We start from the raw sequence: 23,351 nt of genomic DNA on the forward strand, positions 1-23,351 counted from the left end.
ATTCCCTCAGGCATATCGGTTATAAAAATGTTTTATATGAAGCAATCATTAAATTAAAACCTTTCGTGTTATAAGTATTGAGAAGTATTATGTACATGTACGATCGCAGTATTTGCACTTTTAGTCAGAACTGCTAATAACGGTATCAGTATTTGCACCTTTAGCCAGAACTGCTAATAACGGTATCAGTATTTGCACTTTCAGCCAGAACTGCTATTAACGGTATCAGTATTTGCACCTTTAGCCAGAACTGCTATTAATGGTATCAGTATCTGCACCTTTAGCCAGAACTGCTAATAATGGCACTCCTATTCATACATCAACTGACAAGTATCATTTAACTTCTTATTCTACTTACTCATAAAAAATGCCAACAAAATCTATGACTTTGTTGACACTATAAATTTCAGATTTTAATGATTGTCAATGTCCCTATCTGAATCATTTCATTTATTATTTTTGTTCTTTTTCTTCGTTTAACAATACTTTGCGTGATGCGTTTACGCGTCCTTGACGGTCAATTTCAGTTACTTTTACTAAGAATTGGTCACCAATTTTAGCTACATCTTCAACTTTGTTAACTCTCTCGTTAGAGAATTGAGAAATATGAACAAGTGCATCTTTACCTGGGAAGATTTCAACAAATGCACCGAATTTTTCGATACGTTTAACTGTTGCCATATAAATTGCACCGACTTCAGCTTCTCTTGTAATATCTTCAATAATTTGTCTAGCACGGTCGATCATTTCTTTATCTTTAGATCCAATAAATACTGTACCGTCTTGTTCGATATCTAATTTAACACCTGTTTCATCAATGATTTCATTGATTTTCTTACCACCAGGTCCAATAACATCTCTAATTTTATCTGGTTTAATATGCATAATTTCAATTTTAGGTGCATATTGGCTAAGTTCTTCTCTAGGTTCTCTTAAAGTTTCAAGCATATGATTCAAGATATATAATCTACCAATTCTTGCTTGCTCAAGTGCTTCTTTTAAGATTTGTTCACTTAAACCATCGATTTTAATGTCCATTTGAATAGCAGTGATACCTTTTTCTGTACCTGCAACTTTAAAGTCCATATCACCAAGTGCATCTTCCATACCTTGAATATCAGATAAAATTGTGTAGTTATCATCTTTAGTAATCAAGCCCATTGCAATACCTGCAACTGGTGCTTTAATTGGCACACCTGCATCCATTAAAGCTAAAGTTGAACCACAAATTGAAGCTTGTGATGATGAACCATTTGATTCAAGTACTTCTGAAACAACTCTTATTGTATAAGGGAATTCTTTTTCATCTGGAATAACTTGTAGTAAAGCACGTTCACCTAATGCACCGTGACCAATTTCACGACGTCCTGGCGCTCTCACTGGACCTGTTTCACCAACTGAGAAGTTAGGGAAATTATAGTGATGCATATAACGTTTTTGTTCTTCTGTACCTAAGCCATCAATGATTTGATGTTCACCCAATGCACCTAAAGTCGCAACTGAAAATGCTTGTGTTTGTCCACGTGTAAATAAACCTGAACCATGAGCTCTTGGTAATAATCCAACTTCAGAAGATAATGGTCTGATTTCTTCAGGATTACGTCCATCTGGTCTTACTTTATCTTCAGTAATTAAGCGACGCACTTCTTCTTTTACAAGTGCATCTAATACTTTACTTACATCTTTAAGTACTTCTTCATTATCTGGATCTTCTTCGTTTGTAAAGTCATTTAGAACTTCTTCTTTAACTGCAGAAATATTAATATCTCTTTGTTGTTTTTCTTCAGTTCTGATTGCTGAAATAATATCTAAAGCTTCTGCTTTAGCACGAACTGTTTCTTCAAATGAAGCTTCAATTTCAACCGGTATAAATTCAGCTTTTTCAGGTTGAACATCTTCAATAATAGCTTCTTGGAATTCAACTAATCTTTGAATTTCTTTATGACCAAATAAAATAGCATTTAACATTGTTTCTTCTGTTACTTCTTTAGCACCCGCTTCAACCATGTTAATCGCATCTTTATGACCCGCTACTTGTAAATCTAATAAAGAAACTTCTCTTTGTTCAACATTAGGATTGATGACAAATTCACCATCTACTAAACCTACGTTCACACCTGCAATTGGTCTTTCAAATGGAATATCTGATACAGATAATGCCATTGAAGAACCAATCATTGCTGCCATTTCTGGTGAACAGTTTGGATCAACACTCATTACGATAGAAATAACTTGAACATCATGTCTGTATCCTTTAGGGAATAATGGACGAATTGGTCTATCAATTAATCTACTTGTTAAAGTAGCATCTTCACCAGGTCTACCTTCACGTTTATTAAAGCCACCAGGAATTTTTCCTGCTGCATACATTTTTTCTTCATAGTTAACCATTAATGGGAAAAAGTCTACATTTCTAGGTTCTTTTGATGCAGTTGCTGTTGATAATACAACTGTATCCCCATATCTTACTAATACTGCACCATTAGCTTGTTTTGCTAATTGGCCCGTTTCAATTATTAATGGACTTCCTGCCCATTCTGTCTTAAAGACTTTCTTCTCTTGAGACATTTATGAATCTCCTCTCATACACTTAATCTCTTATATCATACCATTATACACATATTTTTTATATTTATTTATAAAAAAATCGAAAGAAATCTGATTGATTTCCTTCGATTGAAATTACGATTAGCGACGTAATCCTAATGATTTAATTAAATCACGGTAACGTTGAACATCATTTTCACGTAAATATGTTAATAAATGTTTACGACGACCAACCATTTTTAATAATCCACGACGTGAATGATGGTCTTTCTTGTGAGTACGTAAATGTTCGTTTAAAGCAGTGATTTCTGCTGTTAAAACTGCAATTTGTACTTCTGGAGAACCAGTATCAGTTTCATGTACGCGGTATTGTTCGATTAGTTCGTTTTTTCTTTCTTGTGAAATTGCCATTGTCAATTTCCCTCCTATAATTGTATTCACCGTAAACCTGAGCTGATCGTCGGAGTGTCGATAAGCCAAGGATTAGGCACTCAAATCATTATACATAACTCTTTATGTTCTTTCAAGTGATAATAACGCTTTTGCTTCTTCTTTATCTTGCTTAATTTGATTAACAAGTGCATCAATGCCATCAAATTTTTGTTCTGGTCTAATAAAATGGTGCCAATATACTTCTACACGTTCACCATATATACTCTCTTCAAAATCAAAGATGTTAACTTCAATACTTATTTGAGAAACAGACGGATCATGGAATGTTGGTTTCACACCAACGTTACACACACCTTTATATGACTTATCTCTTGATTTAATGAGTAATGTTACAGCATAAACACCTTTTCTCGGTAATACATAGTCATCACTAGGTTCAACATTAGCTGTAGGAAAACCAATTGTACGCCCTCTTTTTTCACCTTGAACAACCATACCTTTAATAACATATGGACGTCCTAAAGCTAAATTACAAGCTTCTATTTCTCCTAGTTCAAGTGATGTTCTAATATTCGTAGTTGAGATTTTTTCATCCTCATGTAATGTTTGCTTAGATACGACAAATACATCAAATGGATAATCATTCTCTTGTAATGAAGCCATATTACCTTTTCCATATTTACCAAAACTAAAATCATAACCTGCAATAACAGCTTTCACATGATTTTGAATAAAATATTGGTCAATAAAATCATCTGCAGACACATCTGCAAATGTTGATGAAAAGTTAACGACGAAACAGTAATCTACGCCTAACTTTTCAATTGCTTCAATTTTATCAGCAATAGGTGTTAAATACGTTGTTCTTTTCTTTTCAGGATTTAAGACAACTGAAGGGTGAGGATCAAATGTCATAACAGCTTTTTTTAAATGTTTATCTTTAGCTACTTTAATCATTTTTTTAAGAACTTGTTGATGACCTAAATGTATGCCATCAAAAAAACCGATAGCTAAAGCAATATTTTCATTTACAAATTGTTTAGATTTAATTGGGTGTGTAATTTCTATAACTTCCATCAATATACTCCTTTAAAGAAAAACTTTTTTCGGTTTATAAAGTGTTTCATTTTTATCGTAAGTATCCATAATAGCAATTGCTTTGTCTTCATACCAAACAACAAATTCGCCATCATGTTTACTTTCATCTATTAAAGATTTTTCTATTTTTTGTCCGTTTTGAATACGCGTTACGATATCTTTATCATGTACGGTAACTTTCGTTAAACCATTCAATCCATATTCTAATGGAAGAATCACATCTTGTAACTTATCTTGCTCAACTATTTCTCTTAAGTCATCTAATTTAATAGTCTGTTCTAAAGAGAAACCGCCACTTTTCAACCTAATTAAATGAGACATATGAGCAGGATAATTAAGTAACGCACCAATTTGAGTTGCTAACGTTCTAATATATGTCCCTTTGCCACATTCAACTTCAATTTCAAATTTACAAGTATCATTCTCATAAATAATATCAGAAATTAAATCAATACTGTTAATATGTACTCTTCTGACAGGACGTTCAACTTCAATATTTTGTCTAGCATATTCATATAATTTCTTACCATTAACTTTAACAGCAGAATACATAGGTGGAATTTGTTCAATGTCACCTTCTAATTGTTTTAAAGTCGCAATCATTTCATCTTTGTCCCATAAATTTTGATCAACACGCTTCTGATCAACTATCTCACCAGTTTGGTCTTCAGTCGTTGTACTAACACCAATCGTTACTTCAGCTCTGTAGGATTTGCCACTTTCCATCACATAATCACTTACACGCGTCGCTTTCCCTACACAAATCGGTAGTACACCACTTACCTCAGGATCTAAAGTTCCAGTATGGCCAACTTTTTTTGTTTTTAAAATTTTACGAAGTTTAAATACGACATCATGACTTGTCATACCAACTTCCTTATGAATTGCTAGAATGCCATCCAAATTTACGACCTCCATAATGTTTCTATTCTTTTTAATTTTACATGAAAATATTCATAAAAAGAAGAAATAACTCAATTTCATAAAAAATACGAGGGGGCTTAGAAACAGAATTCTGAATAATGGTAGTTACAGCGTCCTTACACCTACTTCTAGATCTCCTTACCAACAAAAAAAGACTAAGACATCTAATAGTGTCTTAGTCTTTCCAAATTTGGATTAATCATTACGATTTAAATCTTGAATCATGCGTTCAATTTTATTACCGTAATCGATTGATTCATCATATTCAAAATGCAATTCTGGTAAAATACGTAATTTCATACGATTACCTAATTCTGATTTAATAAAGCCTTTTGCTTTTTCTAAACCTTTAAATGTATCTTCTTTTTCTTTATCAGAACCTAATACAGTTAAATAAACTGTAGCGTGTGATAAGTCTCCTGGAAGTTCTACATCTGTAATTGTTAAAAATCCAACTCTTGGATCTTTAAGTTTATTGTTGATAATATCCATTAATTCTTTTTTCATTTGTTCGCCTACTCGTTCAGAACGAATACTCATATCTTTCACCTCTTAACATTCTCATCTCTCTATATACATTAGTACATTATAGCACATGCTTGAATGCTTAAAAAGATAATCACTCGATATAAATATATTATGTTTCAATACTTAACTTTAGTCGCTCTAATCCTTCTAATACTTTAGACTTTGGGCATCCAACATTGTACCTTAAAAAGTACTGACCGTTACCGCCATATGTTTGTCCATCCATTATCGCAACTTTGCCTATGTTAATAAGTCGGTGTTGCAATTCATCCATCGTCATATTTAGATCTGAAACATCTAACCATATAAGATATGTTGATTCTGGATAGACAACTTTAATTTCTGGTATGTGCTCTTTTAAGAATAATTGAACTGCATGTATATTGTCATCTAAATATTCGTTTAAAGCATCTACCCAATCACTCGCTTTTTCATAGGCTGCTATTGTAGATTCCATCCCCATAATGCTTGGTGATGATAAACCGTCTTGCTTTTTCAAATAATTTAAAAATATATCCCCATCTTCTTTATTTGGAATTAAAGTATACGCAAAAAGTAGACCCGGAAAATTAAAAGTCTTGCTACCACTTGTCACAATTGCTATATCATTTTTACTTTTATCTAGTATTGGAATGTGGTTGTTTCCTTTTCGAACGATATCCATATGAATTTCATCAGAAATGATATAAACATGATGTTCCTGACATAGTTTAATGATTGTAGTCAGTTCATCTTCAGTCCATACTCTACCTGTTGGGTTATGAGGAGAACATAATAACAAAATTTTATTTTCAGGTTTCGCTAATTGCATCTCTAATTGTTTAAAGTCAATTGTATAATAACCATCTTCGTAGAAAAGTTGATTCTCCACAACTGTACGATGATTCTCTTTAATCACATTGTAAAATGCGTCATATGCTGGTGTTTGAATAATCACACCATCATTCAAATTAGATTTCATATGAATTAACTGTGAAACTGCATATATCACAGTTGGTGTATAATAAATCCAATCTTCATTAATTTCAGTATTAAAACGTTTCTTATACCAATTCGTAACGGTTGATTTAAAGTCTGTATGATTCCATCTCGTATAACCGAATATAGGATGCTTCATACGATTATTTAAATGTTCCATAATTGTATCTGGTAGCGCGAAGTCTGTGTCTGAAATCGTGAATGGCAACAAGTCACTTTGCCCAAAACGGTCTTGGACATAATCCCACTGAGTACAATTTGTCCCTATTCTATCAATCACCTTATCAAAATTATACATTACAAAAATCCCTTCTTAACTTAAATAATGGCATCTAATTGTTTTCGGACAGTTGTTACTCTCGTTCCGATGATAATTTGTACATTTTGTTTGTCTAAATGTACGACACCTAATGCACCGAGTTCTTTTAACTTTTCATCATCAACAATTTCCGCATCTTCCAGCACTAATCTTAAACGTGTAATACAGTTATCAATGCTTATAATATTACTGGAACCGCCAATTGCTTGAAGCATATCAGAAGCCATATCGTCTGTATGATTTGTACGATTTTGTGTCGCATTACTTTCATTATTATCGTTCTTTTCAACTGTTCTACCTGGTGTTTTTAAGTCGAATTTCAAAATAACTGTCTTGAAGACTAAATAATAGATAACTAACCATATTAATCCAACAATTATGACGAGCCACCATTTCGTATAACTACCTTGCATGACACCAAATATTAGAAAGTCTAGTACGCCACCATCTGTATTACCAATTGTCACACCTAGAATATTCATAACCATAAATCCTAATCCTGTCATAATGACATGGAAGATCCAAAGTAATGGACTAATGAATAAAAATAAAAATTCAATTGGTTCAGTAATACCTGTAACAAATGTTGCTACAAATCCTGAAATTAATAAGCCTTTTATTTTATGCCTATTCTCTTTAGGCGCTGCGTGATAAATTGCTAAAGCCGCAGCAGGTAAACCAAACATAAATGTTGGCATTTTACCTTGTGATAAAAATGCAGTTACGTTTGGAGATATTGGTAAATTATTTTGTAATTGCGCATAAAATATATTTAAAGCGCCAAATACATCTTTACCTTCAATAATAGAATGTCCACCAACTTCAGTAAATCTAACCATCGATACTAAAATATGATGTAATCCGAAAGGTAATAATAACCTTTCACCAGCACCAAATAAAAATGGTCCAAATACACCAGAATGTTGAATTAGTGCCCCAACACTTCCAATGATCATACCGAAGAATGGCCAAATAATTGGAATAATTAACCCGACTACTGCTAATGCGAGAGACGTTACAATTGGTACAAACCTTGACCCTGAGAAGAACGCAAAGCTGTCAGGTAACTGTGTATAGCTAAATTTATTATGTAATTTATAAACGATAAGACCAGAAATGATACCACCGAGCACACCCATTTCCAGTGTTTGAATACCTAATACCATACTTTGTCCAGCTTGTTGTAATTTATCTGTATCTGCTAATTGATGTGTCTCAGTTAAATAGAAATTAATCGTTAAATTCATAACTGTATAACCTACAAACCCTGAGAAAGCAGCTACACCTTTTTCATGTTTAACAAGTCCGATTGGTATAGCAATCGCAAATAGTACGGGTAAATATGTAAATGCAAATCCCCCAACTGTTGCTAAGAACTTCAATACTAGCTGTATCATGTTATTCTCTAAAAATGGAAAGACATCAATCATTGATTCACTTGTAAATGAACTCCCTATCCCTAAAATCAAACCCATAAAAGCTAATAAAGCTACTGGAAGCATAAATGTCTTCCCCATATTTTGAAGAAAATCCCACACATTACTTTGCTTCTTCTTTTTACTCATACTCAATAACACCCCTTTAATACATTTATGTTATTTAAATATACAAATGTATTAAAGGGGCATCAATAGTATATAATCATTTTGGACGCGCTTTCATCTTATGAATGTCGTTACATTATAATTGTCTACCATACATCATTAATAGAAAATCTATCATAAACATAGCAGCGTGCCTCGAACTTAAATCTACATTTCCAATATAGATACTATTTGTCTTAGCGATTAAAGTTATGGTCGATAACTGTGCCAACTTAGAATGCCTATTACTAACAATAGAAATAATTGGTACTTGGTTATCTCTTAACTGCTGTGCATAACGAACAATATGTGAGGTTTCACCACTTGAACTTACACAAATTGCTAAACTTTCCTGATCTAAATTATGCGTTACCGCTTCTAATTCATCCCAATCAGTTCTCGCATGTGCTACTTTACCTAGAAATGTTAACTTTCTACTTAAATCAATCCCGTTTACTAAACTTGCTCCCACGCTTATGATTTCTATTACACGTGCATCACGTATAAAAGCTACTGCTTTTTCGATATCTTGGATATTGATTTCATTCATTGTATTCTGGAGGTTCGCCAAATTTTCATTCATAAAATCATCCATTTCAACATCAAGACTTTGCACATTGTTTACTTTATTTAAATCAGGTTGATTTTGTAATAAAGCATATTTCAATTCTCTATAGCCTTGATATCCTAATTTTTGAGAACATCTACTGACAGTTGCAGTCGACACAAACAACTTTTCAGCAATATCATCTATGTTCATATTTGCTATCGACGTATAATCATTCAAAATAAAATCCAATACCCTCTTCTCTAATTCACTTAAATCATTTCTTCTTTTTTGTAATTTTCCTACAAGTGCATTTTGTTCCATTTTAACCCCTCTTAATATCTTCACTTTTAGTCCATAAACTATCAATCATTAATTCACTATATACCATCTTATGCATGCTTAAATATGATAATAAATGAAACAATAAATAATATTTGCAAGAATGCTCTTAAATAAATATTTGTTGGTGCTTTGCTACCTAACGATATATTTTTGGCATGTGCTTTTATATTGCCAGGGAACAATACAAAGCATAAAATAATACCAATAACACTGAATACAAAATTAACTTTAGGAATAAACACACTTATCGCAATGACAAATTCTAACCATCCCGTTACATACACAATCATTTTCGGATTTGGAATATTACTCGGAACCATTTTAATAAGTGAATTTCGAATAGAAGGCATAAATCTACCAATAAATGTATACATAAACGCAAAAAATATTGAAAATTGAGCGACATTCATCCACATACTTTCAGTTTGAAATATACGATGTACAATAAATCCGATAAAGCAGCCGACAAAATAAACAATCATTGTTTGCATAAGAACCACTCCAATACGTCATATTTGTAGTTCATGTTTAACTTTACTGCATCCAATCTATTTACTTACCTATTCCCTTATTATAGTGTAAATATACATCAAAAATAATGATTCGTACTTTAGTGAATGTCATTAACTGTCACATAGCAAGTCATCATCCATAACACAAATTTCACTTTTCTAAATAAACAGTTATGCTATATATATCAAGTATATTTATATACTTGAAGAGAATCCGTATTCTCGACTCAACAATAAAAGTGCTTATCTTCCAAAAATGGGAAGTATATCTCCAGCTAAGGTATACTTCCCATTTACATGTCAGTAAATCCAGTTATTTGATTATGATTATATTTAATAACCTTATTTGCTTCCGCAGTTTCTAGTTCCATATTTAAATCTTTGGCTATTTCAACTGATAAAATATAAAATTGCTCTGTAATACTTAATAATGAATTTGTTATATCTACAACTTCACCATGTGGATATGATTCCAACAATTTATTCCATTCAGACTTAGAAATGTATTTTTTTAATAATTTATGATTTTTTCCCGTTGAGATTTGCCAATTAAATTTGTTACCGACTTTCCAGTCATACATAGTCAAAAGTAAATCACGCATCATATTTAAATGATCGATAGCACAAAAAATTTCTTCTCTTTTAATGCCTTTAACAACATACGTTGATAACCACCAAAATTCATTACAAACAAAATCAAATCGCTTCTGGTTAGGTTTCTTAATATGATATTTTTTATCACTTAGTTCAATTTGTTCACTAAAATAGTTATCCTTATCAATTAATACCTTCAGTAAATAATCTTCATGTCTATATGCTTCTATACATTCAATTGGTATAAATCTGAAATCTACTCGCATGTGATTTTCAAACAACACCATATAAAATAATTGATCCTTTATACCACTATCAGAACGCTCTCTATTACACTGAGAAATAATAGGCTCTCCAAAATTTTTAATAAATGATACATGTTGAATAAACGACTCATAATTCTTTACGATAAATGCAATATCAAAATCTTGATATTCATCCGGTTCAATAAATTTATTAACCCTAGACCCATTCATGCAAACTGCTCTAATATCATCTTCAATCGAAGCAATATTATAAATTTCTTCCAATACCTCACGTTCTGTTTTCATGATTTCACCTACTATTCAGTATACTCACTATCTAATTTTATAGATTTATATATTGCCATTCCAGTTTTTAATTTTTTAAATCCAAGCTTTCTATATAACTCTTCATTACCGGTTGTAGAAATTAAATGAATGCATGATACTTGTTTTAAATCTTCTAATAAAATTTCAATCATTTTTCTTGAAATACCTTTTTGTTGATATGTTTTCTTTACAACTACATCATATATAGCAGCATTAAACACTCCATCTGTTAATGCCCTCGCTAATGCAATAACTTCATCGTAATTTTTAACTATTACAACATGTGAACTATTGAGAAATATTTTTTCTATTTTTTCGTTATCATGACCTAACCAACCAACTGATTCATATACTTCTTTTATACTATCAATATTTTCGCTTTTAAATTCACGTTCAAAAGTGTACATAAACATCACCTACTACTCATTATGATAAATTAATTGTATAACACCTGATTTAAATTTTCTTGAATGTACTAGTTTAAGTTGTTGTCTATCTTCAATATCTATAAATAGTGGTTTTCCTTTTCCTAAAACTATAGGATGTATGGATAGTCTATATTCATCTACTAATCCATAATTTACAAATGTCGTAATTAAGCTAGATCCACCATATAACCATATATCTTTACCTGGCTTACTTTTTATTTCATTTACATGTTCTACAATATTATCTTTAATAACATTGACATGTTTATCTTCAAACTTAAATTTCTTTGAAAAGACATATTTTTCTTTGGCATGTATGTTTTTCCACATTAATTTATCGTCTTCTGAATCTTCTAAACTCGGTTGAAAATCTCCCCATGCTTCGTAACTTTTTCTTCCATAAAAGATTGTATCGACTTGATTTAAAAAATCATCAAAATTCATTTCAGGATCCATAATACACCAGTCAATCTCGCCATTTTCACCTTCGATAAGCCCATCTAATGTAACAGCTAAATCTAAAATGACTTTCCTACTATTATCATCACTACTCATATATTGACCCCCAATCATTTCTTTCTATTATCATACACGAAATGATAATAGAAAACACACCTCATTATTTATGATAAATGGGTGTGTCTTGATTCTAACTCTAATAATGATTGCTTTATTTCAAGTCCGCCTCTATAGCCTCTTAGTTGTCCGTCTTTGCCTATTACACGATGGCAAGGTATCACAATGTTTAATGGATTTTTACCGATTGCTGATGCAACGGATCTAACTGCATTTGGTTTATTTATTTTATTGGCTAAATCTGAATAAGTTGTTGTTTCTCCATATGGTATTTTAGTCAATGCTTGCCACACGGTTTCGTTAAATGGGCTGGAATTTATATCTATTTTTAAGTCAAAAGAATTTCTTGTTCCATTAAAGTATTCATTCAATTGGTCGATATATGGTTTAACTTTGTCTTGATTTTCTTTGATTTCTATATTTGAAATAAACTGATGTATTTCATTTTCTTTATCAAATGAGCCTACAAATAAGAGACCTTCATCACTTGCATAAATATCGAGTTTTTTATTAAGATGCTTAAGAATACCATGATAAATTATTTTCATCGTCTCCCTCCTTTGGTGAAAGTTTAAATGAATTTATTTATAAACTCAATATAAATAGTCGTTATCACAATTAGATAGCAATATAAGGATATTTTTATATGTTATGATATTTTTGAGGTGATAGATTTGGTAATGTATTTAACTGAGAAAAGATGGCAAGACATTAAAACAAACAATAAATTAGCGAATGATGATTTTGTATATGCAGTTAAGACTACAATGATATTTTGTAAACCTTCATGTAATGCTAAATTACCTAACAAAGAAAATGTTTCAATATATCGAGACTATCACGAAGCTATAGAAAATGGTTATCGTCCTTGTAAAAAGTGTAATCCAACAGGTCAATTATTAGAAGATGAAGAATGGGTATTACAAATAAAAAATTTCATCCATCGATATTATCATTTAAATCTAACATTAGATGAAATTTGTAACCAATGTCACGGTTCAAAGTTTCATTTATCAAGACTATTCAAACAAGTTACATATCAAACCATTATGCATTATTTACATGAAACAAGAATTGAAAAAAGTATCACACTGCTTGCTGATAACACACTAACAGTTCAAGATATTAGTAGAAAAGTTGGTTATAAAACAACATCACATTATATCAAAGTATTTAAGCAATTCTATTTTATGACGCCTTTACAATATCGCAAACGGAAAAACAGTTAAGATAGCTTCCTATCTTAACTGTTTTTTAAAAGATTAACAATGTTACATACAATCCTACTAATGTAATGAATAATACGGGTATCGTTATGATAATACCCGTTTTAAAGTAAGTACCCCAAGGTATTTTAACACCTTTTTGTGACAATACATCTAGCCACAATAATGTCGCTAATGAACCGATGGGTGTAATTTTTGGACCGAGATCTGAACCGATGACATTTGCATAAACCATCCCCTCTTTAAGAGGACCAATAACATCTGATTGATGGATAGCGAGTGCATCAATAAGAACGGTTGGTAAGTTATTCATAATCGATGACAGAAATGCCGCTATAAATCCCATCCCCATAATACTTACAAATAATCCATGTTGAGAAATGTCTGTTAGTATATGACTTAAAATTGCAAGGATACCTACATTTTTTAGTCCAAAGACAACAAGATACATACCAATTGAGAATACAACTATATTCCATGGTGCACCTTTGAGCACTTTTTTAGTATGAACTGCAGGAGATTTTCTAGCAAACGATACAAATATAATCGCTACTATACCTGCAATAATTGATACGGGTATGTGTACAAACTCACTGATAAAATATCCGATGAGTAATATGGATAGTATAACCCATGACATATGAAACAGTTTCAAATCTTTAATAATTTCTTTTGGTTGTTTTAAATGACGATCATCAAATGTACGTGGTATTGACGATTTAAAGAATAACCACAATACGGCAATACTAGCCAATAACGAGAATATATTTGGTATGAACATATGTAAAAAATATTCAACAAAGCCAATATTAAAATAGTCTGCAGACACAATATTAACTAAATTACTCACTGTAAATGGGAGCGAAGTTGTATCTGCTATAAATCCACTTGCTATCACAAAAGGAAAAATGATTTTCTTATTAAATCCTAGATGACGTACCATAGCCAATACAATAGGCGTAAGTATCAAAGCCGCACCATCATTCGCAAAAAATGCCGCAACAATTGCACCTAATATCATAATATAAATGAACATTTTTAAACCATTTCCATGAGAGGCTTTAACCATATGAATCGCAGACCATTCAAAAAATCCTATTTCATCAAGAATAAGTGAAATGATAATTATCGCTATGAATGTCAATGTTGCATTCCAAACAATGCTGGTCACTTCAAATATATCTTCTATTTGTACAACACCAGTTATAATGGGAATTAATGCACCTATAAAAGCAGTTACGCCGATATCTAGTCCTTTCGGTTGCCATATAACGAAAGTCAGTGTTAATACAAAAATAATGATCGCAAGTATGGTCATCATCGTTTTCCTCCTTTCGTGAAAATCTCCAAATTATAAGCTATATCATAAAAAAGACTGAGACAATAAATAATGTCCCAGTCTCATAAGATTTATATTAAAGTATTCACTTTATTTTCTTTCAATTTCAACCATTTTGAAAGCTTCGAAGATGTCGCCTTCTTTAATATCATTGAATTTTTCAATTGTGATACCACATTCATATCCAGCTGCTACTTCTTTAGCGTCATCTTTGAAACGTTTAAGTGTATCTAATTCACCTTCAAAGATCACAATGCCGTCACGAATAATACGTACACTTGCATCTCTAGTAATCTTACCGTCTGTTACGTAACTACCAGCGATTGTACCGACTTTAGATACTTTAAATGTTTGACGTACTTCAGCTTGACCAATTACTTGTTCTTCATATTCAGGGTCTAATAGACCTTTCATAGCTGATTCGATTTCTTCGATTACTTTATAAATAATACGATGTAATCTCATATCAACATTTTCTTCTTCTGCAGCACGTTTAGCACCTGCATCTGGTCTTACGTTAAATCCGATAATAATACCGTTTGATGCTGCTGCTAATGTAACGTCTGATGCATTAATCGCACCAACTGCTGTATGAATAATACGTACATTAACACCTTCAACGTCTATTTTCATTAATGATGCTGCTAAAGCTTCTACAGAACCTTGAACATCACCTTTAATGATGATATTTAAATCTTTCATTTCACCTTGTTTCATTTGTTCAAACAAGTTATCTAATGAAACGCTCTTACTATCTTGACGTTGTTTTAAGATATTTTCTTGTTGACGTTTTTCACCGATTTGACGAGCTTGTTTTTCATTTTTGAATACAACAAATCGATCACCAGCTTGTGGTACATCATGTAAACCAGTAATTTCAACTGGTGTTGATGGTCCAGCTGTTTTAATTCTTTTACCTAAGTCGTTAACCATCGCACGTACTCTACCGTATGTGTTACCTACTACTAATGAGTCACCTACTTCTAAAGTACCGTTTTGTACTAATAGAGAAGCTGCAGGTCCACGTGATTTATCAAGCTCAGCTTCGATTACAGTACCTACCGCAGCACGGTCAGGGTTAGCTTTTAGTTCTTCTACTTCAGAAACTAAACCAATCATTTCTAATAAATCATCGATTCCGTCACCTTGAATTGCTGAAAGTTGAACGAAGATTGTATCTCCACCCCAGTCTTCAGGATAAAGACCATATTCACCTAATTCTTGCATAACGCGATCAGGATTTGCTGTTGGTTTATCAACTTTGTTTACCGCAACAATAATTGGTACTTCTGCTGCTTTAGCATGGTTGATTGCTTCAATTGTTTGAGGCATTACACCATCATCAGCTGCAACAACTAAAATTGTGATATCTGTTACTTGAGCACCACGCGCTCTCATTGTTGTGAAAGCAGCATGTCCTGGTGTATCAAGGAATGTAATTTTCTTGTCGTTGTTAACAATTTGGTATGCACCAATATGTTGTGTAATACCGCCTGCTTCACCAGCTGTAACACGTGTATTACGGATTGAATCTAGAAGTGTCGTTTTACCATGGTCAACGTGTCCCATGATTGTAACAACTGCAGGTCTTTCGATTAAGTCTGCATCATTTTCATCAACTTCAAAGTAATTTTCTAAGTCAGTTGCATCTACATGTACTTCTAACTCAGCTTCAATATCATAATCTGCACAAATTAATTCAACAGTTTCAGTATCTAATGCTTGGTTAATATTAGCTACAACACCAAGTAAGAATAACTTCTTAATAATTTCAGAAGCATCTTTGTTGATTTTATCAGCTAATTCACCAACTGTAATACCTTCTTCATACGTAATTAAAGATGGTGTTTCTTTAACTTCCGGTTTAGGTTGTTGCTGTTGTTGATTATGTTGTTTTTTGTTCTTTTGATTTTTATTCTTTTGATTTTTTTGATTCTTTTGTTGATGATTAGGTTTATTGTTTTGTTTGTTATTCTGTTTGTTATTATTTGATTTATTTGTATTTGCGTGAGTAGTTGTTTGGTCTTTTTTAGCAGAATCCTGCTTTTTAAATGCTTTATCTAAAATTTTAATGTCATTCTCCTCTAATGCTTGCATGTGATTTGATACTTCTATGTTATTCTTTTTTAATTCGTCTATGATTGCTTTACTCTTTACATCGATTTCTTTTGCATACTCATATATTCTCTTTTTACTCATATACTCACTCCTCATGAAAATCATGAATCATCGTTTTTAGCTTTTTGCTAAATCCAATGTCAGTTATGCCCAACACCACTCTGCTTTCTTTTCCAATTGCGTAGCCTAATTCATAGCGTGTAGCAAAAGTTAAAAGTGTTACATGATAAGTTGCACATTTATTTTTTATTGTTTTTGTAACATTTGCTGCAGCATCTTCAGAAAGTATGACAAGTTTTACATTGCCTTTTCTTAACTCACTTATGACAATTTCTTCTCCAGTCTTAATCTTTCTAGCTCTTGTTGCCAGACCAAGAAGATTTAAAATTTGATCTTTCTTTTCTATACTCATTTAGGTATACGCTCACGGTAAATTAAACGAATAATTTCTTTATAGACAGGTTCAAGCGTTTCTTTATTACTGTCAAAATAACGTTCTAACTTTCCTTGTTTCTGTGCAATTTCGATAACTTCTAAATCTTTAGAAACATACGCACCGCGACCTGGCGCTTTACCTGTCGCATCTGCTGTTATTTCGCCTTCTTTATTTTTAACGACACGAATCATATCATTTTTAGGTTTCATTTCATTTGAAAGTATACATTTACGCATTGGTATCTTTTTCTTTTTCATGATAAAAGCACCTCACTTTATGATTCTTCAGTTGAAATAATGCCTGCTTCTCTTGCATCAGTTTCTGATTTAATATCAATCTTCCAACCTGTTAATTTTGCAGCAAGTCGTGCATTTTGTCCACGTTTACCGATTGCTAATGATAATTGGTAATCTGGTACGACAACAGTAGTCGATTGATTTTCTTCATCTACGATAACTTCTACAACTTGTGAAGGACTTAAAGCATTTCTTACGAATACTTTTGGATCTTCGTCCCACTCAACGATGTCGATTTTTTCGCCACCTAATTCATTAACGACTGCTTCAACACGAACACCTTTAGCACCAACACATGCACCAACAGCATCGATATCGCCATTTTCTGAAGTCACACTAATTTTAGAACGGTCACCAGCTTCACGTGCTACAGATTTAACAATTACAGTACCATCATAAATTTCAGGAACTTCTTGCTCGAATAAACGCTTTAATAAACCAGGATGTGTACGTGATACAAAGATTTGAGGACCTTTAGTCGTTTGTTCAACTTTATTCACATATACTTTAATGCGTTCATTTGGTAAATATTGTTCATTTGGACTTCTCTCAGCTTCAGAAAGTACAGCTTCAGTACGACCTAAATTAACATATACATAACGATGATCGACTCTATCAATAACACCTGTTACAATGTCATCTTCTTTATCAATAAACTCATCATAAAGAATGCCTCTTTCAGCATCTCTTAAACGTTGCATAACTGCTTGTTTAGCTGCTTGAGCACCAACACGACCGAAATCTTTAGGTGTAACGTCTTCTTCAAAGACATCTCCAATTTCATACGCTGGATTTGTAACTAATGCTGTATCTAATGCTACTTGATCTCTATAATCTTCAACATCTTCAACAACGTCTTTTCTTGAAATAACTCTATAAGTACCTTCATCAAGATTCAATTCGATTCTAACATTTTTGGCACTGTCATAGTTCTTTTTGTAAGCTGTGATTAAAGCCGCTTCTATTGCATCAATAAGTACCTCACGAGGTATTCTTTTTTCCTTTTCAAGGTATTCAATTGCAAGTAATAATTCATTACCTTTCACAATGTATCCTCCTTTATATTATAACATTACTGATCGACGTGCTTTAGCGATTTTCTTGCGTGGCAACGTGACATTCTTAGTTCTTGTTTTAATTTTCACTTCTAGCGTTATAGATGTTTCATTAACTTCTTTTAAAACGCCTAACCATTCTTTATCTCCTTCAACAGGTTCGTATAACGAAATAAATACAGGTTGTTCAATTGCATTTTGATAGTCTTTTTCTTTTTTCAATGGGCGTTCTGCACCAGGTGAAGATACATCCATGAAATAAGGTTCTTTAATAGGATCTTCTTTGTCCATAACTTCACTAATCTTTTCAGAGGCAATTGTGCAGTCGTTCAAATCAACGCCACCGTCTTTATCAATTGCAATACGTAGATAATAGTCTGATCCCTCTTTGACATATTCGACATCTACAAGTTCATAATTTAAATCTTCAAGTATTGGTTGAATAATTTCCTCAACGTGTGCTGCAACTTTACTCATAATGACCTCCCTCTTAATACAAACAGAAAAGAGCGGGAAAGGTCCCACTCTTTAAACGTCAGAGTATTATTTTAAGCAATAACAGTATATCACATAATGGCGCTATGCTCAAGAACATGCATTATAAATCAAATATTGACAGCTGAGCTTTATCAGGCATATTTGGTAATGATCCAAGTTCATCGAGATATTCGATGATTTTTTGTGATACACCTGCTTTTTTATTAAGGTCTTCTTTAGCTAAGAATGGACCTTCTTCTCTTGCTTCAACGATACGTTTCGCAACGTTTTCACCTAGTCCAGGTACTGCGATAAACGGTGGAATAAGTGAATCACCTTCAATTTTGAATTCAAACGAATCACTTTTTTCTAGGCTTACTGGCTGGATTTTGTAACCTCTATGTGCCATTTCATTTGTAATTTCTAAAACTGTTAATAAATCTTTCTCTTTTTTAGCTAATTCATGGAATCGGCTATAATATTCTTTCACCGTTGCTTTAATAGACTCTTTATCTTTCGTCATCGTTTTTAAATCAAAGTCTGTCGCACGTACTGTAAAGTAACTTGCATAATAGAACAACGGATGATGAACTTTAAAGTATGCAATTCTTAATGCCATTAGAACGTATGCAGCAGCATGGGCTTTAGGGAACATGTATTTAATTTTTTTACATGAATCTAAATACCAATCTGGCACATTATTTTCTTTCATAGCTTCTTCGAATTCATCTGTTAAACCTTTACCTTTACGAACTGCTTCCATAATTTTAAAGGCAAGTGATGGTTCTAAACCGTTATACATTAAGTAAACCATAATATCATCACGACAACCGATAACATTTGATAAATCACATGTACCTGTTTTGATTAACTCTTGTGCGTTTCCTAACCAAACGTCTGTACCGTGTGATAACCCAGAAATTTGAACAAGCTCAGAGAAAGAAGTTGGTTTCGTATCTTCAAGCATTTGTCTAACGAAACCTGTACCGAATTCAGGTACGCCAAATGTTCCAGTCTTACAAAGAATATCTTCTTCCGTAACACCTAATGATTCAGGTGTACTAAAGATTTTCATTGTTTCTTTATCATCTACTGGAATTGTCTTAGGATCAATGCCTGATAAATCTTGTAACATTCTAATCATCGTTGGATCATCGTGTCCTAATATATCCAGTTTCAAAATATTATCATGGATAGAATGGAAGTCGAAATGCGTTGTTTTCCATGGTGATTTTTGATCATCGGCAGGGTATTGGATTGGTGTAAAATCATAAATATCCATATAATCTGGTACAACAATGATACCCCCCGGATGTTGCCCAGTCGTTCTTTTAACACCGGTACAACCTTTAACAAGTCTATCAACTTCAGCTGCTCTTTTATGAATTCCTTGATCATTTAAATATCCTTTAACATAACCGAAAGCTGTTTTTTCAGCTACAGTACCGATTGTACCTGCTCTGAACACTTTATCTTCACCAAACAGTACTTTCGTATAATTATGGGCAACTGGTTGATATTCACCACTAAAGTTCAAGTCAATATCCGGTACTTTATCTCCTTTGAAACCTAAGAATGTTTCAAACGGTATATCTTGTCCTTCTTTAATCATATCAACATGACATTTTTCACATTGTTTATCTGGTAAGTCGAAACCTGATCCGACTGAACCATCGTCAAAGAAATGACTTTCTTTACAAGATGGGCAAATATAATGTGGCGGCAATGGATTTACTTCAGTTATTTCAGTCATTGTCGCAACAAAACTAGATCCGACTGAACCACGTGAACCAACTAAATAACCATCATTCAAGGATTTCTTAACTAACCTTTGCGAGATTAAATAAATAACCGCAAAACCATTTCCGATAATACTTTCCAATTCTTTTTCAAGTCTATCAATTACAATTTGTGGTAAGTCTTCACCATATAATTTTCTAGCATTCTCATAACTCATTTCACGAATTTCTTCATTCGCACCTTCCATATTAGGTGTATATAATTCATCCCTAATAGGTATCACTGTTTCGAGTCTATCTGCTAGTTCGTTAGTATTTTTAACAACAATTTCATATGCTTTTTCTTCACCTAGGAAGTGGAATTCGTCTAACATTTCATCTGTTGTTCTAAAATGTGCTTCAGGTAATGTTTGTCTATTCAATGGATTACCTGGTTGTGCGGCAATTAATATTTTTCGTGCAACAGCATCATGCTCATATAAATAATGGGCATTTCCTGTAGCGATAACTGGAATATCAAGTTTCTCACCAACACTTAATATACGACTATATATTTCTTCCATCGTTTCATTATCTTTAATCAATTCTCTATCAATTAAATCTTGATATAACCCTTTTGGTTGAACCTCTATATAGTCATAATATTTCGCAACTTTTTCAACTTCATCTTGGTCTTTTTGCATAACCGTTGTAAATACTTCACCTTCATCACATGCACTGCCTACTAAAATACCTTCTCTATATTTGTTTAATAACGAGCGTGGTATACGTGGTGTACGGTAAAAGTAATCAACTAATGAGGCACTTACAATTTTGAATAAATTTTTCAGTCCGACTTGGTTTTGTACGATTAACGTTACATGAGAAGGTCTTGCACGTTTATATGCTTCGTCATTTGATAGTTTCTCGTTTATTTGATTATGATTATGAACATTGAGTTCTTCTAACTGTTTCAACATCTTAATAAAGATATGTGCTGTTGTTTCCGCATCATAAATCGCTCTATGGTGTTGCGTAAGTTCTACACCATATTTTTTAGCTAAGAAATTCAAACCATGTTTTCCATATTCAGTATTAACTGTACGTGATAATTCAAGTGTATCGATGACACCATTTGTCGTAGCACCAAGTCCGATACGTTCAAATCCCGTATCTATAAAGCCCATATCAAATGATGCGTTATGCGCAATATATATTGCGTCTCCAACCCATTCATGGAAATCTTTTAGAACTGTTTCAATATCAGGTTGTCCACGTAACATTTCATCTGTAATACCTGTTAAATTTTTGATTGTTTCTGATAGACGCTCTCCTGGGTCAGAAAAACGTTCAAAGGTGTCAATTACTTCGCCATCTTTAACCTTAACAGCCGCTAATTCTATAATTTGATCATATTGACTTGAAAGTCCTGTTGTTTCGACGTCAAATACAATATACGTTGCTGTCTTAAGCGGAATATCTTGTGACTTGTACGCAATCGGCACACCATCATCTACAAGCATACCTTCCATACCATAAATCATTTTAATACCATTTTTCATGGCAGCTGCATGCGCATCTGGATATCCTTGAACACCATTATGGTCTGTTATCGCGATTGCTTTATGTCCCCATTTAGCAGCTTGTTCAACATACTTACCGATATGTGTAATGCCATCCATTTGACTCATAGATGTATGTAAGTGAAATTCAACTCTTTTTTCATCTGCTTTATCAAGTTTAGGAGACTTCTTAATTTCATGGATATCGGTCATCATCATCACTAAATCACGTATAAATTGATCTTGTTCAATTCTACCTTGTGCTCTTACCCATGTACCTACTTTTAAAGCTTTAAAATGTTCAAGGTCATCTTTACCTTTTCTCGTAAACATCTTAAGTATAAGTGAATCGGTATAGTCCGTAATTTTTAATGTGACAATATGTCTACCACTTTTCAGTTCTTTCATTTCGATATCAAAAATAACACCTTCAAGTGCTACTTTGAATTCTTCTTCGATAATATCTTCTATTTTGCGAATAGAATCTACAGGAATGTCTTTACCAATTTGACATCGTGATACAGCATTTTCGCTATCGCTAGATTCTGCTTTTTCTTTCTTCATACGTTCCATTTTTTCTGATGCAATTCGTGCTGCTTCTTCATCTTCTTGTTGGATGTGCGCTTCAAATGATTCAAGTTCTCTTCTCATTTGTTCTTCATTATCCATCGTTTCGAATATAACACGACTTATTTGAAAGCCACACTTTTGGAGCGCTTTTACTAATGAACCATTGACACGCTTATCGAAATAGTCACGTTCAATATCATTGTTCACTTGAACTTTCACGATATCATCAGCAAATATAATAGGCTTTTGTTTAAGTTGATGTTTTACTTTATCACTTAATTCAGTACCCTCAATACAATGCGGAATATATTTCAGTATATGTTCATCTATTTGTTCTTTAGTTGTCACTTCAATTGTCCAATCAACTTGTGCAATACTACTAAAAGTATTTTTCAGTTGATTTGTAAAAACAAGATACATTTCACTTGATAAATAATATGGCAGCTTAATGTAGAAATGCCACAATCTTTTTGATTGAGACACATCAATTCTTGTAAGTTCACCTTGTTCTACGACATCTTTATCAAGTTCATCTGTCATGTTCATTTGCGTGAGAAGCGTTTGGAATTTCTCTTTCCCTGTCATTGACACTTATACGACCACCTTCATC

General features: G+C 32.7%; 21 protein-coding genes. 1 reads left to right on the plus strand and 20 read right to left on the minus strand.

All coding sequences use genetic code 11. The features are described from left to right. Positions 1-453: 453 nt before the first annotated feature. From pnp to CD035_RS10890, 13 genes are all read right to left on the minus strand, one after another. Positions 454-2,568, minus strand: coding sequence for a polyribonucleotide nucleotidyltransferase (gene pnp, locus CD035_RS10830; RefSeq protein ID WP_048542610.1), 2,115 nt, complete (start codon positions 2,566-2,568; stop codon positions 454-456). A 120-nt stretch (positions 2,569-2,688) separates the two neighbouring features. Further along, positions 2,689-2,958, minus strand: coding sequence for a 30S ribosomal protein S15 (gene rpsO, locus CD035_RS10835; RefSeq protein ID WP_025905354.1), 270 nt, complete (start codon positions 2,956-2,958; stop codon positions 2,689-2,691). 102 nt (positions 2,959-3,060) lie between these two features. After that, the gene (gene ribF, locus CD035_RS10840; RefSeq protein WP_025905353.1) at positions 3,061-4,017 is read right to left on the minus strand and encodes a riboflavin biosynthesis protein RibF; all 957 of its coding nucleotides are present in this window, start codon (positions 4,015-4,017) and stop codon (positions 3,061-3,063) included. Between the two features lie 12 nt (positions 4,018-4,029). Next, the gene (truB, locus tag CD035_RS10845; protein WP_103354265.1) at positions 4,030-4,941 is read right to left on the minus strand and encodes a tRNA pseudouridine(55) synthase TruB; all 912 of its coding nucleotides are present in this window, start codon (positions 4,939-4,941) and stop codon (positions 4,030-4,032) included. Between the two features lie 216 nt (positions 4,942-5,157). Next, positions 5,158-5,502, minus strand: coding sequence for a 30S ribosome-binding factor RbfA (gene rbfA / locus CD035_RS10850; RefSeq protein ID WP_048542606.1), 345 nt, complete (start codon positions 5,500-5,502; stop codon positions 5,158-5,160). Between the two features lie 97 nt (positions 5,503-5,599). Beyond that, positions 5,600-6,766: a MalY/PatB family protein gene (locus CD035_RS10855; protein WP_048542604.1), complete on the minus strand. Its 1,167-nt coding sequence runs from the start codon at positions 6,764-6,766 to the stop codon at positions 5,600-5,602. A gap of 20 nt (positions 6,767-6,786) precedes the next feature. Then, positions 6,787-8,352, minus strand: a complete 1,566-nt coding sequence (gene malX, locus CD035_RS10860) for a maltose/glucose-specific PTS transporter subunit IIBC (RefSeq protein ID WP_048542602.1) — start codon at positions 8,350-8,352, stop codon at positions 6,787-6,789. 115 nt (positions 8,353-8,467) lie between these two features. Next, on the minus strand, positions 8,468-9,241 hold the full coding sequence (locus tag CD035_RS10865; RefSeq protein ID WP_048542600.1) for a MurR/RpiR family transcriptional regulator: 774 nt from the start codon (positions 9,239-9,241) through the stop codon (positions 8,468-8,470). A gap of 68 nt (positions 9,242-9,309) precedes the next feature. After that, on the minus strand, positions 9,310-9,753 hold the full coding sequence (locus tag CD035_RS10870; RefSeq protein WP_048542598.1) for a hypothetical protein: 444 nt from the start codon (positions 9,751-9,753) through the stop codon (positions 9,310-9,312). 314 nt (positions 9,754-10,067) lie between these two features. Continuing rightward, positions 10,068-10,919, minus strand: coding sequence for an aminoglycoside 6-adenylyltransferase (locus tag CD035_RS10875; protein WP_048542597.1), 852 nt, complete (start codon positions 10,917-10,919; stop codon positions 10,068-10,070). Positions 10,920-10,930: 11 nt separating this feature from the next. After that, positions 10,931-11,347 (minus strand): GNAT family N-acetyltransferase, encoded by a 417-nt coding sequence (locus CD035_RS10880; RefSeq protein WP_048542595.1) that lies wholly within the window; start codon positions 11,345-11,347, stop codon positions 10,931-10,933. Between the two features lie 12 nt (positions 11,348-11,359). Then, a complete protein-coding gene (locus CD035_RS10885) occupies positions 11,360-11,923 on the minus strand; it encodes a dihydrofolate reductase family protein (protein WP_048542593.1) in 564 nt (187 codons plus the stop codon). Between the two features lie 68 nt (positions 11,924-11,991). After that, complete coding sequence (locus tag CD035_RS10890) at positions 11,992-12,492, minus strand: methylated-DNA--[protein]-cysteine S-methyltransferase (protein ID WP_048542589.1); 501 nt, start codon at positions 12,490-12,492, stop codon at positions 11,992-11,994. Positions 12,493-12,624: 132 nt separating this feature from the next. Here CD035_RS10890 and CD035_RS10895 point away from each other — a divergent pair, with 132 nt between their 5' ends. Next, positions 12,625-13,173, plus strand: coding sequence for an Ada metal-binding domain-containing protein (locus tag CD035_RS10895; RefSeq protein WP_048542586.1), 549 nt, complete (start codon positions 12,625-12,627; stop codon positions 13,171-13,173). 25 nt (positions 13,174-13,198) lie between these two features. Here the strand turns inward: CD035_RS10895 and arsB are convergent, their stop codons facing one another. The 7 genes from arsB to CD035_RS10930 all read right to left on the minus strand — a co-directional run bounded on the left by arsB (position 13,199) and on the right by CD035_RS10930 (position 23,326). Continuing rightward, the gene (gene arsB, locus CD035_RS10900; protein WP_048542782.1) at positions 13,199-14,488 is read right to left on the minus strand and encodes an arsenite efflux transporter membrane subunit ArsB; all 1,290 of its coding nucleotides are present in this window, start codon (positions 14,486-14,488) and stop codon (positions 13,199-13,201) included. A 111-nt stretch (positions 14,489-14,599) separates the two neighbouring features. After that, positions 14,600-16,708, minus strand: coding sequence for a translation initiation factor IF-2 (gene infB, locus CD035_RS10905; RefSeq protein ID WP_048542584.1), 2,109 nt, complete (start codon positions 16,706-16,708; stop codon positions 14,600-14,602). Between the two features lie 4 nt (positions 16,709-16,712). After that, a complete protein-coding gene (locus CD035_RS10910; RefSeq protein WP_025905336.1) occupies positions 16,713-17,039 on the minus strand; it encodes a ribosomal L7Ae/L30e/S12e/Gadd45 family protein in 327 nt (108 codons plus the stop codon). Further along, entirely contained in the window at positions 17,036-17,320 is a 285-nt protein-coding gene (gene rnpM, locus CD035_RS10915) for an RNase P modulator RnpM (protein ID WP_048542581.1), read from the minus strand. The genes CD035_RS10910 and rnpM overlap by 4 nt, the downstream gene beginning before the upstream one ends. Before the next feature lie 17 nt (positions 17,321-17,337). Continuing rightward, positions 17,338-18,405, minus strand: coding sequence for a transcription termination factor NusA (nusA, locus tag CD035_RS10920; RefSeq protein ID WP_037587793.1), 1,068 nt, complete (start codon positions 18,403-18,405; stop codon positions 17,338-17,340). Between the two features lie 18 nt (positions 18,406-18,423). Beyond that, positions 18,424-18,891 carry a ribosome maturation factor RimP gene (rimP, locus tag CD035_RS10925; protein WP_048542580.1) on the minus strand — a complete coding sequence of 156 codons (468 nt, stop codon included), beginning with the start codon at positions 18,889-18,891 and terminating at the stop codon, positions 18,424-18,426. A gap of 121 nt (positions 18,892-19,012) precedes the next feature. Then, positions 19,013-23,326 (minus strand): PolC-type DNA polymerase III, encoded by a 4,314-nt coding sequence (locus CD035_RS10930; protein ID WP_174435715.1) that lies wholly within the window; start codon positions 23,324-23,326, stop codon positions 19,013-19,015. Positions 23,327-23,351 lie beyond the last annotated feature (25 nt).

Origin of the sequence: Mammaliicoccus sciuri (assembly GCF_002901825.1) — a bacterium.
GTDB lineage: Bacteria > Bacillota > Bacilli > Staphylococcales > Staphylococcaceae > Mammaliicoccus > Mammaliicoccus sciuri.

Bases quoted from the DNA above. Each gene is read 5' to 3' on its own strand.
- pnp (WP_048542610.1), bottom strand. From the start codon at position 2,568: ATGTCTCAAGAGAAGAAAGTCTTTAAGACAGAATGGGCAGGAAGTCCA.
- rpsO (WP_025905354.1), bottom strand. From the start codon at position 2,958: ATGGCAATTTCACAAGAAAGAAAAAACGAACTAATCGAACAATACCGC.
- ribF (WP_025905353.1), bottom strand. From the start codon at position 4,017: ATGGAAGTTATAGAAATTACACACCCAATTAAATCTAAACAATTTGTA.
- rbfA (WP_048542606.1), bottom strand. From the start codon at position 5,502: ATGAGTATTCGTTCTGAACGAGTAGGCGAACAAATGAAAAAAGAATTA.
- CD035_RS10855 (WP_048542604.1), bottom strand. From the start codon at position 6,766: ATGTATAATTTTGATAAGGTGATTGATAGAATAGGGACAAATTGTACT.
- malX (WP_048542602.1), bottom strand. From the start codon at position 8,352: ATGAGTAAAAAGAAGAAGCAAAGTAATGTGTGGGATTTTCTTCAAAAT.
- CD035_RS10865 (WP_048542600.1), bottom strand. From the start codon at position 9,241: ATGGAACAAAATGCACTTGTAGGAAAATTACAAAAAAGAAGAAATGAT.
- CD035_RS10870 (WP_048542598.1), bottom strand. From the start codon at position 9,753: ATGCAAACAATGATTGTTTATTTTGTCGGCTGCTTTATCGGATTTATT.
- CD035_RS10875 (WP_048542597.1), bottom strand. From the start codon at position 10,919: ATGAAAACAGAACGTGAGGTATTGGAAGAAATTTATAATATTGCTTCG.
- CD035_RS10880 (WP_048542595.1), bottom strand. From the start codon at position 11,347: ATGTACACTTTTGAACGTGAATTTAAAAGCGAAAATATTGATAGTATA.
- CD035_RS10885 (WP_048542593.1), bottom strand. From the start codon at position 11,923: ATGAGTAGTGATGATAATAGTAGGAAAGTCATTTTAGATTTAGCTGTT.
- CD035_RS10890 (WP_048542589.1), bottom strand. From the start codon at position 12,492: ATGAAAATAATTTATCATGGTATTCTTAAGCATCTTAATAAAAAACTC.
- CD035_RS10895 (WP_048542586.1), top strand. From the start codon at position 12,625: ATGTATTTAACTGAGAAAAGATGGCAAGACATTAAAACAAACAATAAA.
- arsB (WP_048542782.1), bottom strand. From the start codon at position 14,488: ATGACCATACTTGCGATCATTATTTTTGTATTAACACTGACTTTCGTT.
- infB (WP_048542584.1), bottom strand. From the start codon at position 16,708: ATGAGTAAAAAGAGAATATATGAGTATGCAAAAGAAATCGATGTAAAG.
- CD035_RS10910 (WP_025905336.1), bottom strand. From the start codon at position 17,039: ATGAGTATAGAAAAGAAAGATCAAATTTTAAATCTTCTTGGTCTGGCA.
- rnpM (WP_048542581.1), bottom strand. From the start codon at position 17,320: ATGAAAAAGAAAAAGATACCAATGCGTAAATGTATACTTTCAAATGAA.
- rimP (WP_048542580.1), bottom strand. From the start codon at position 18,891: ATGAGTAAAGTTGCAGCACACGTTGAGGAAATTATTCAACCAATACTT.
- CD035_RS10930 (WP_174435715.1), bottom strand. From the start codon at position 23,326: ATGACAGGGAAAGAGAAATTCCAAACGCTTCTCACGCAAATGAACATG.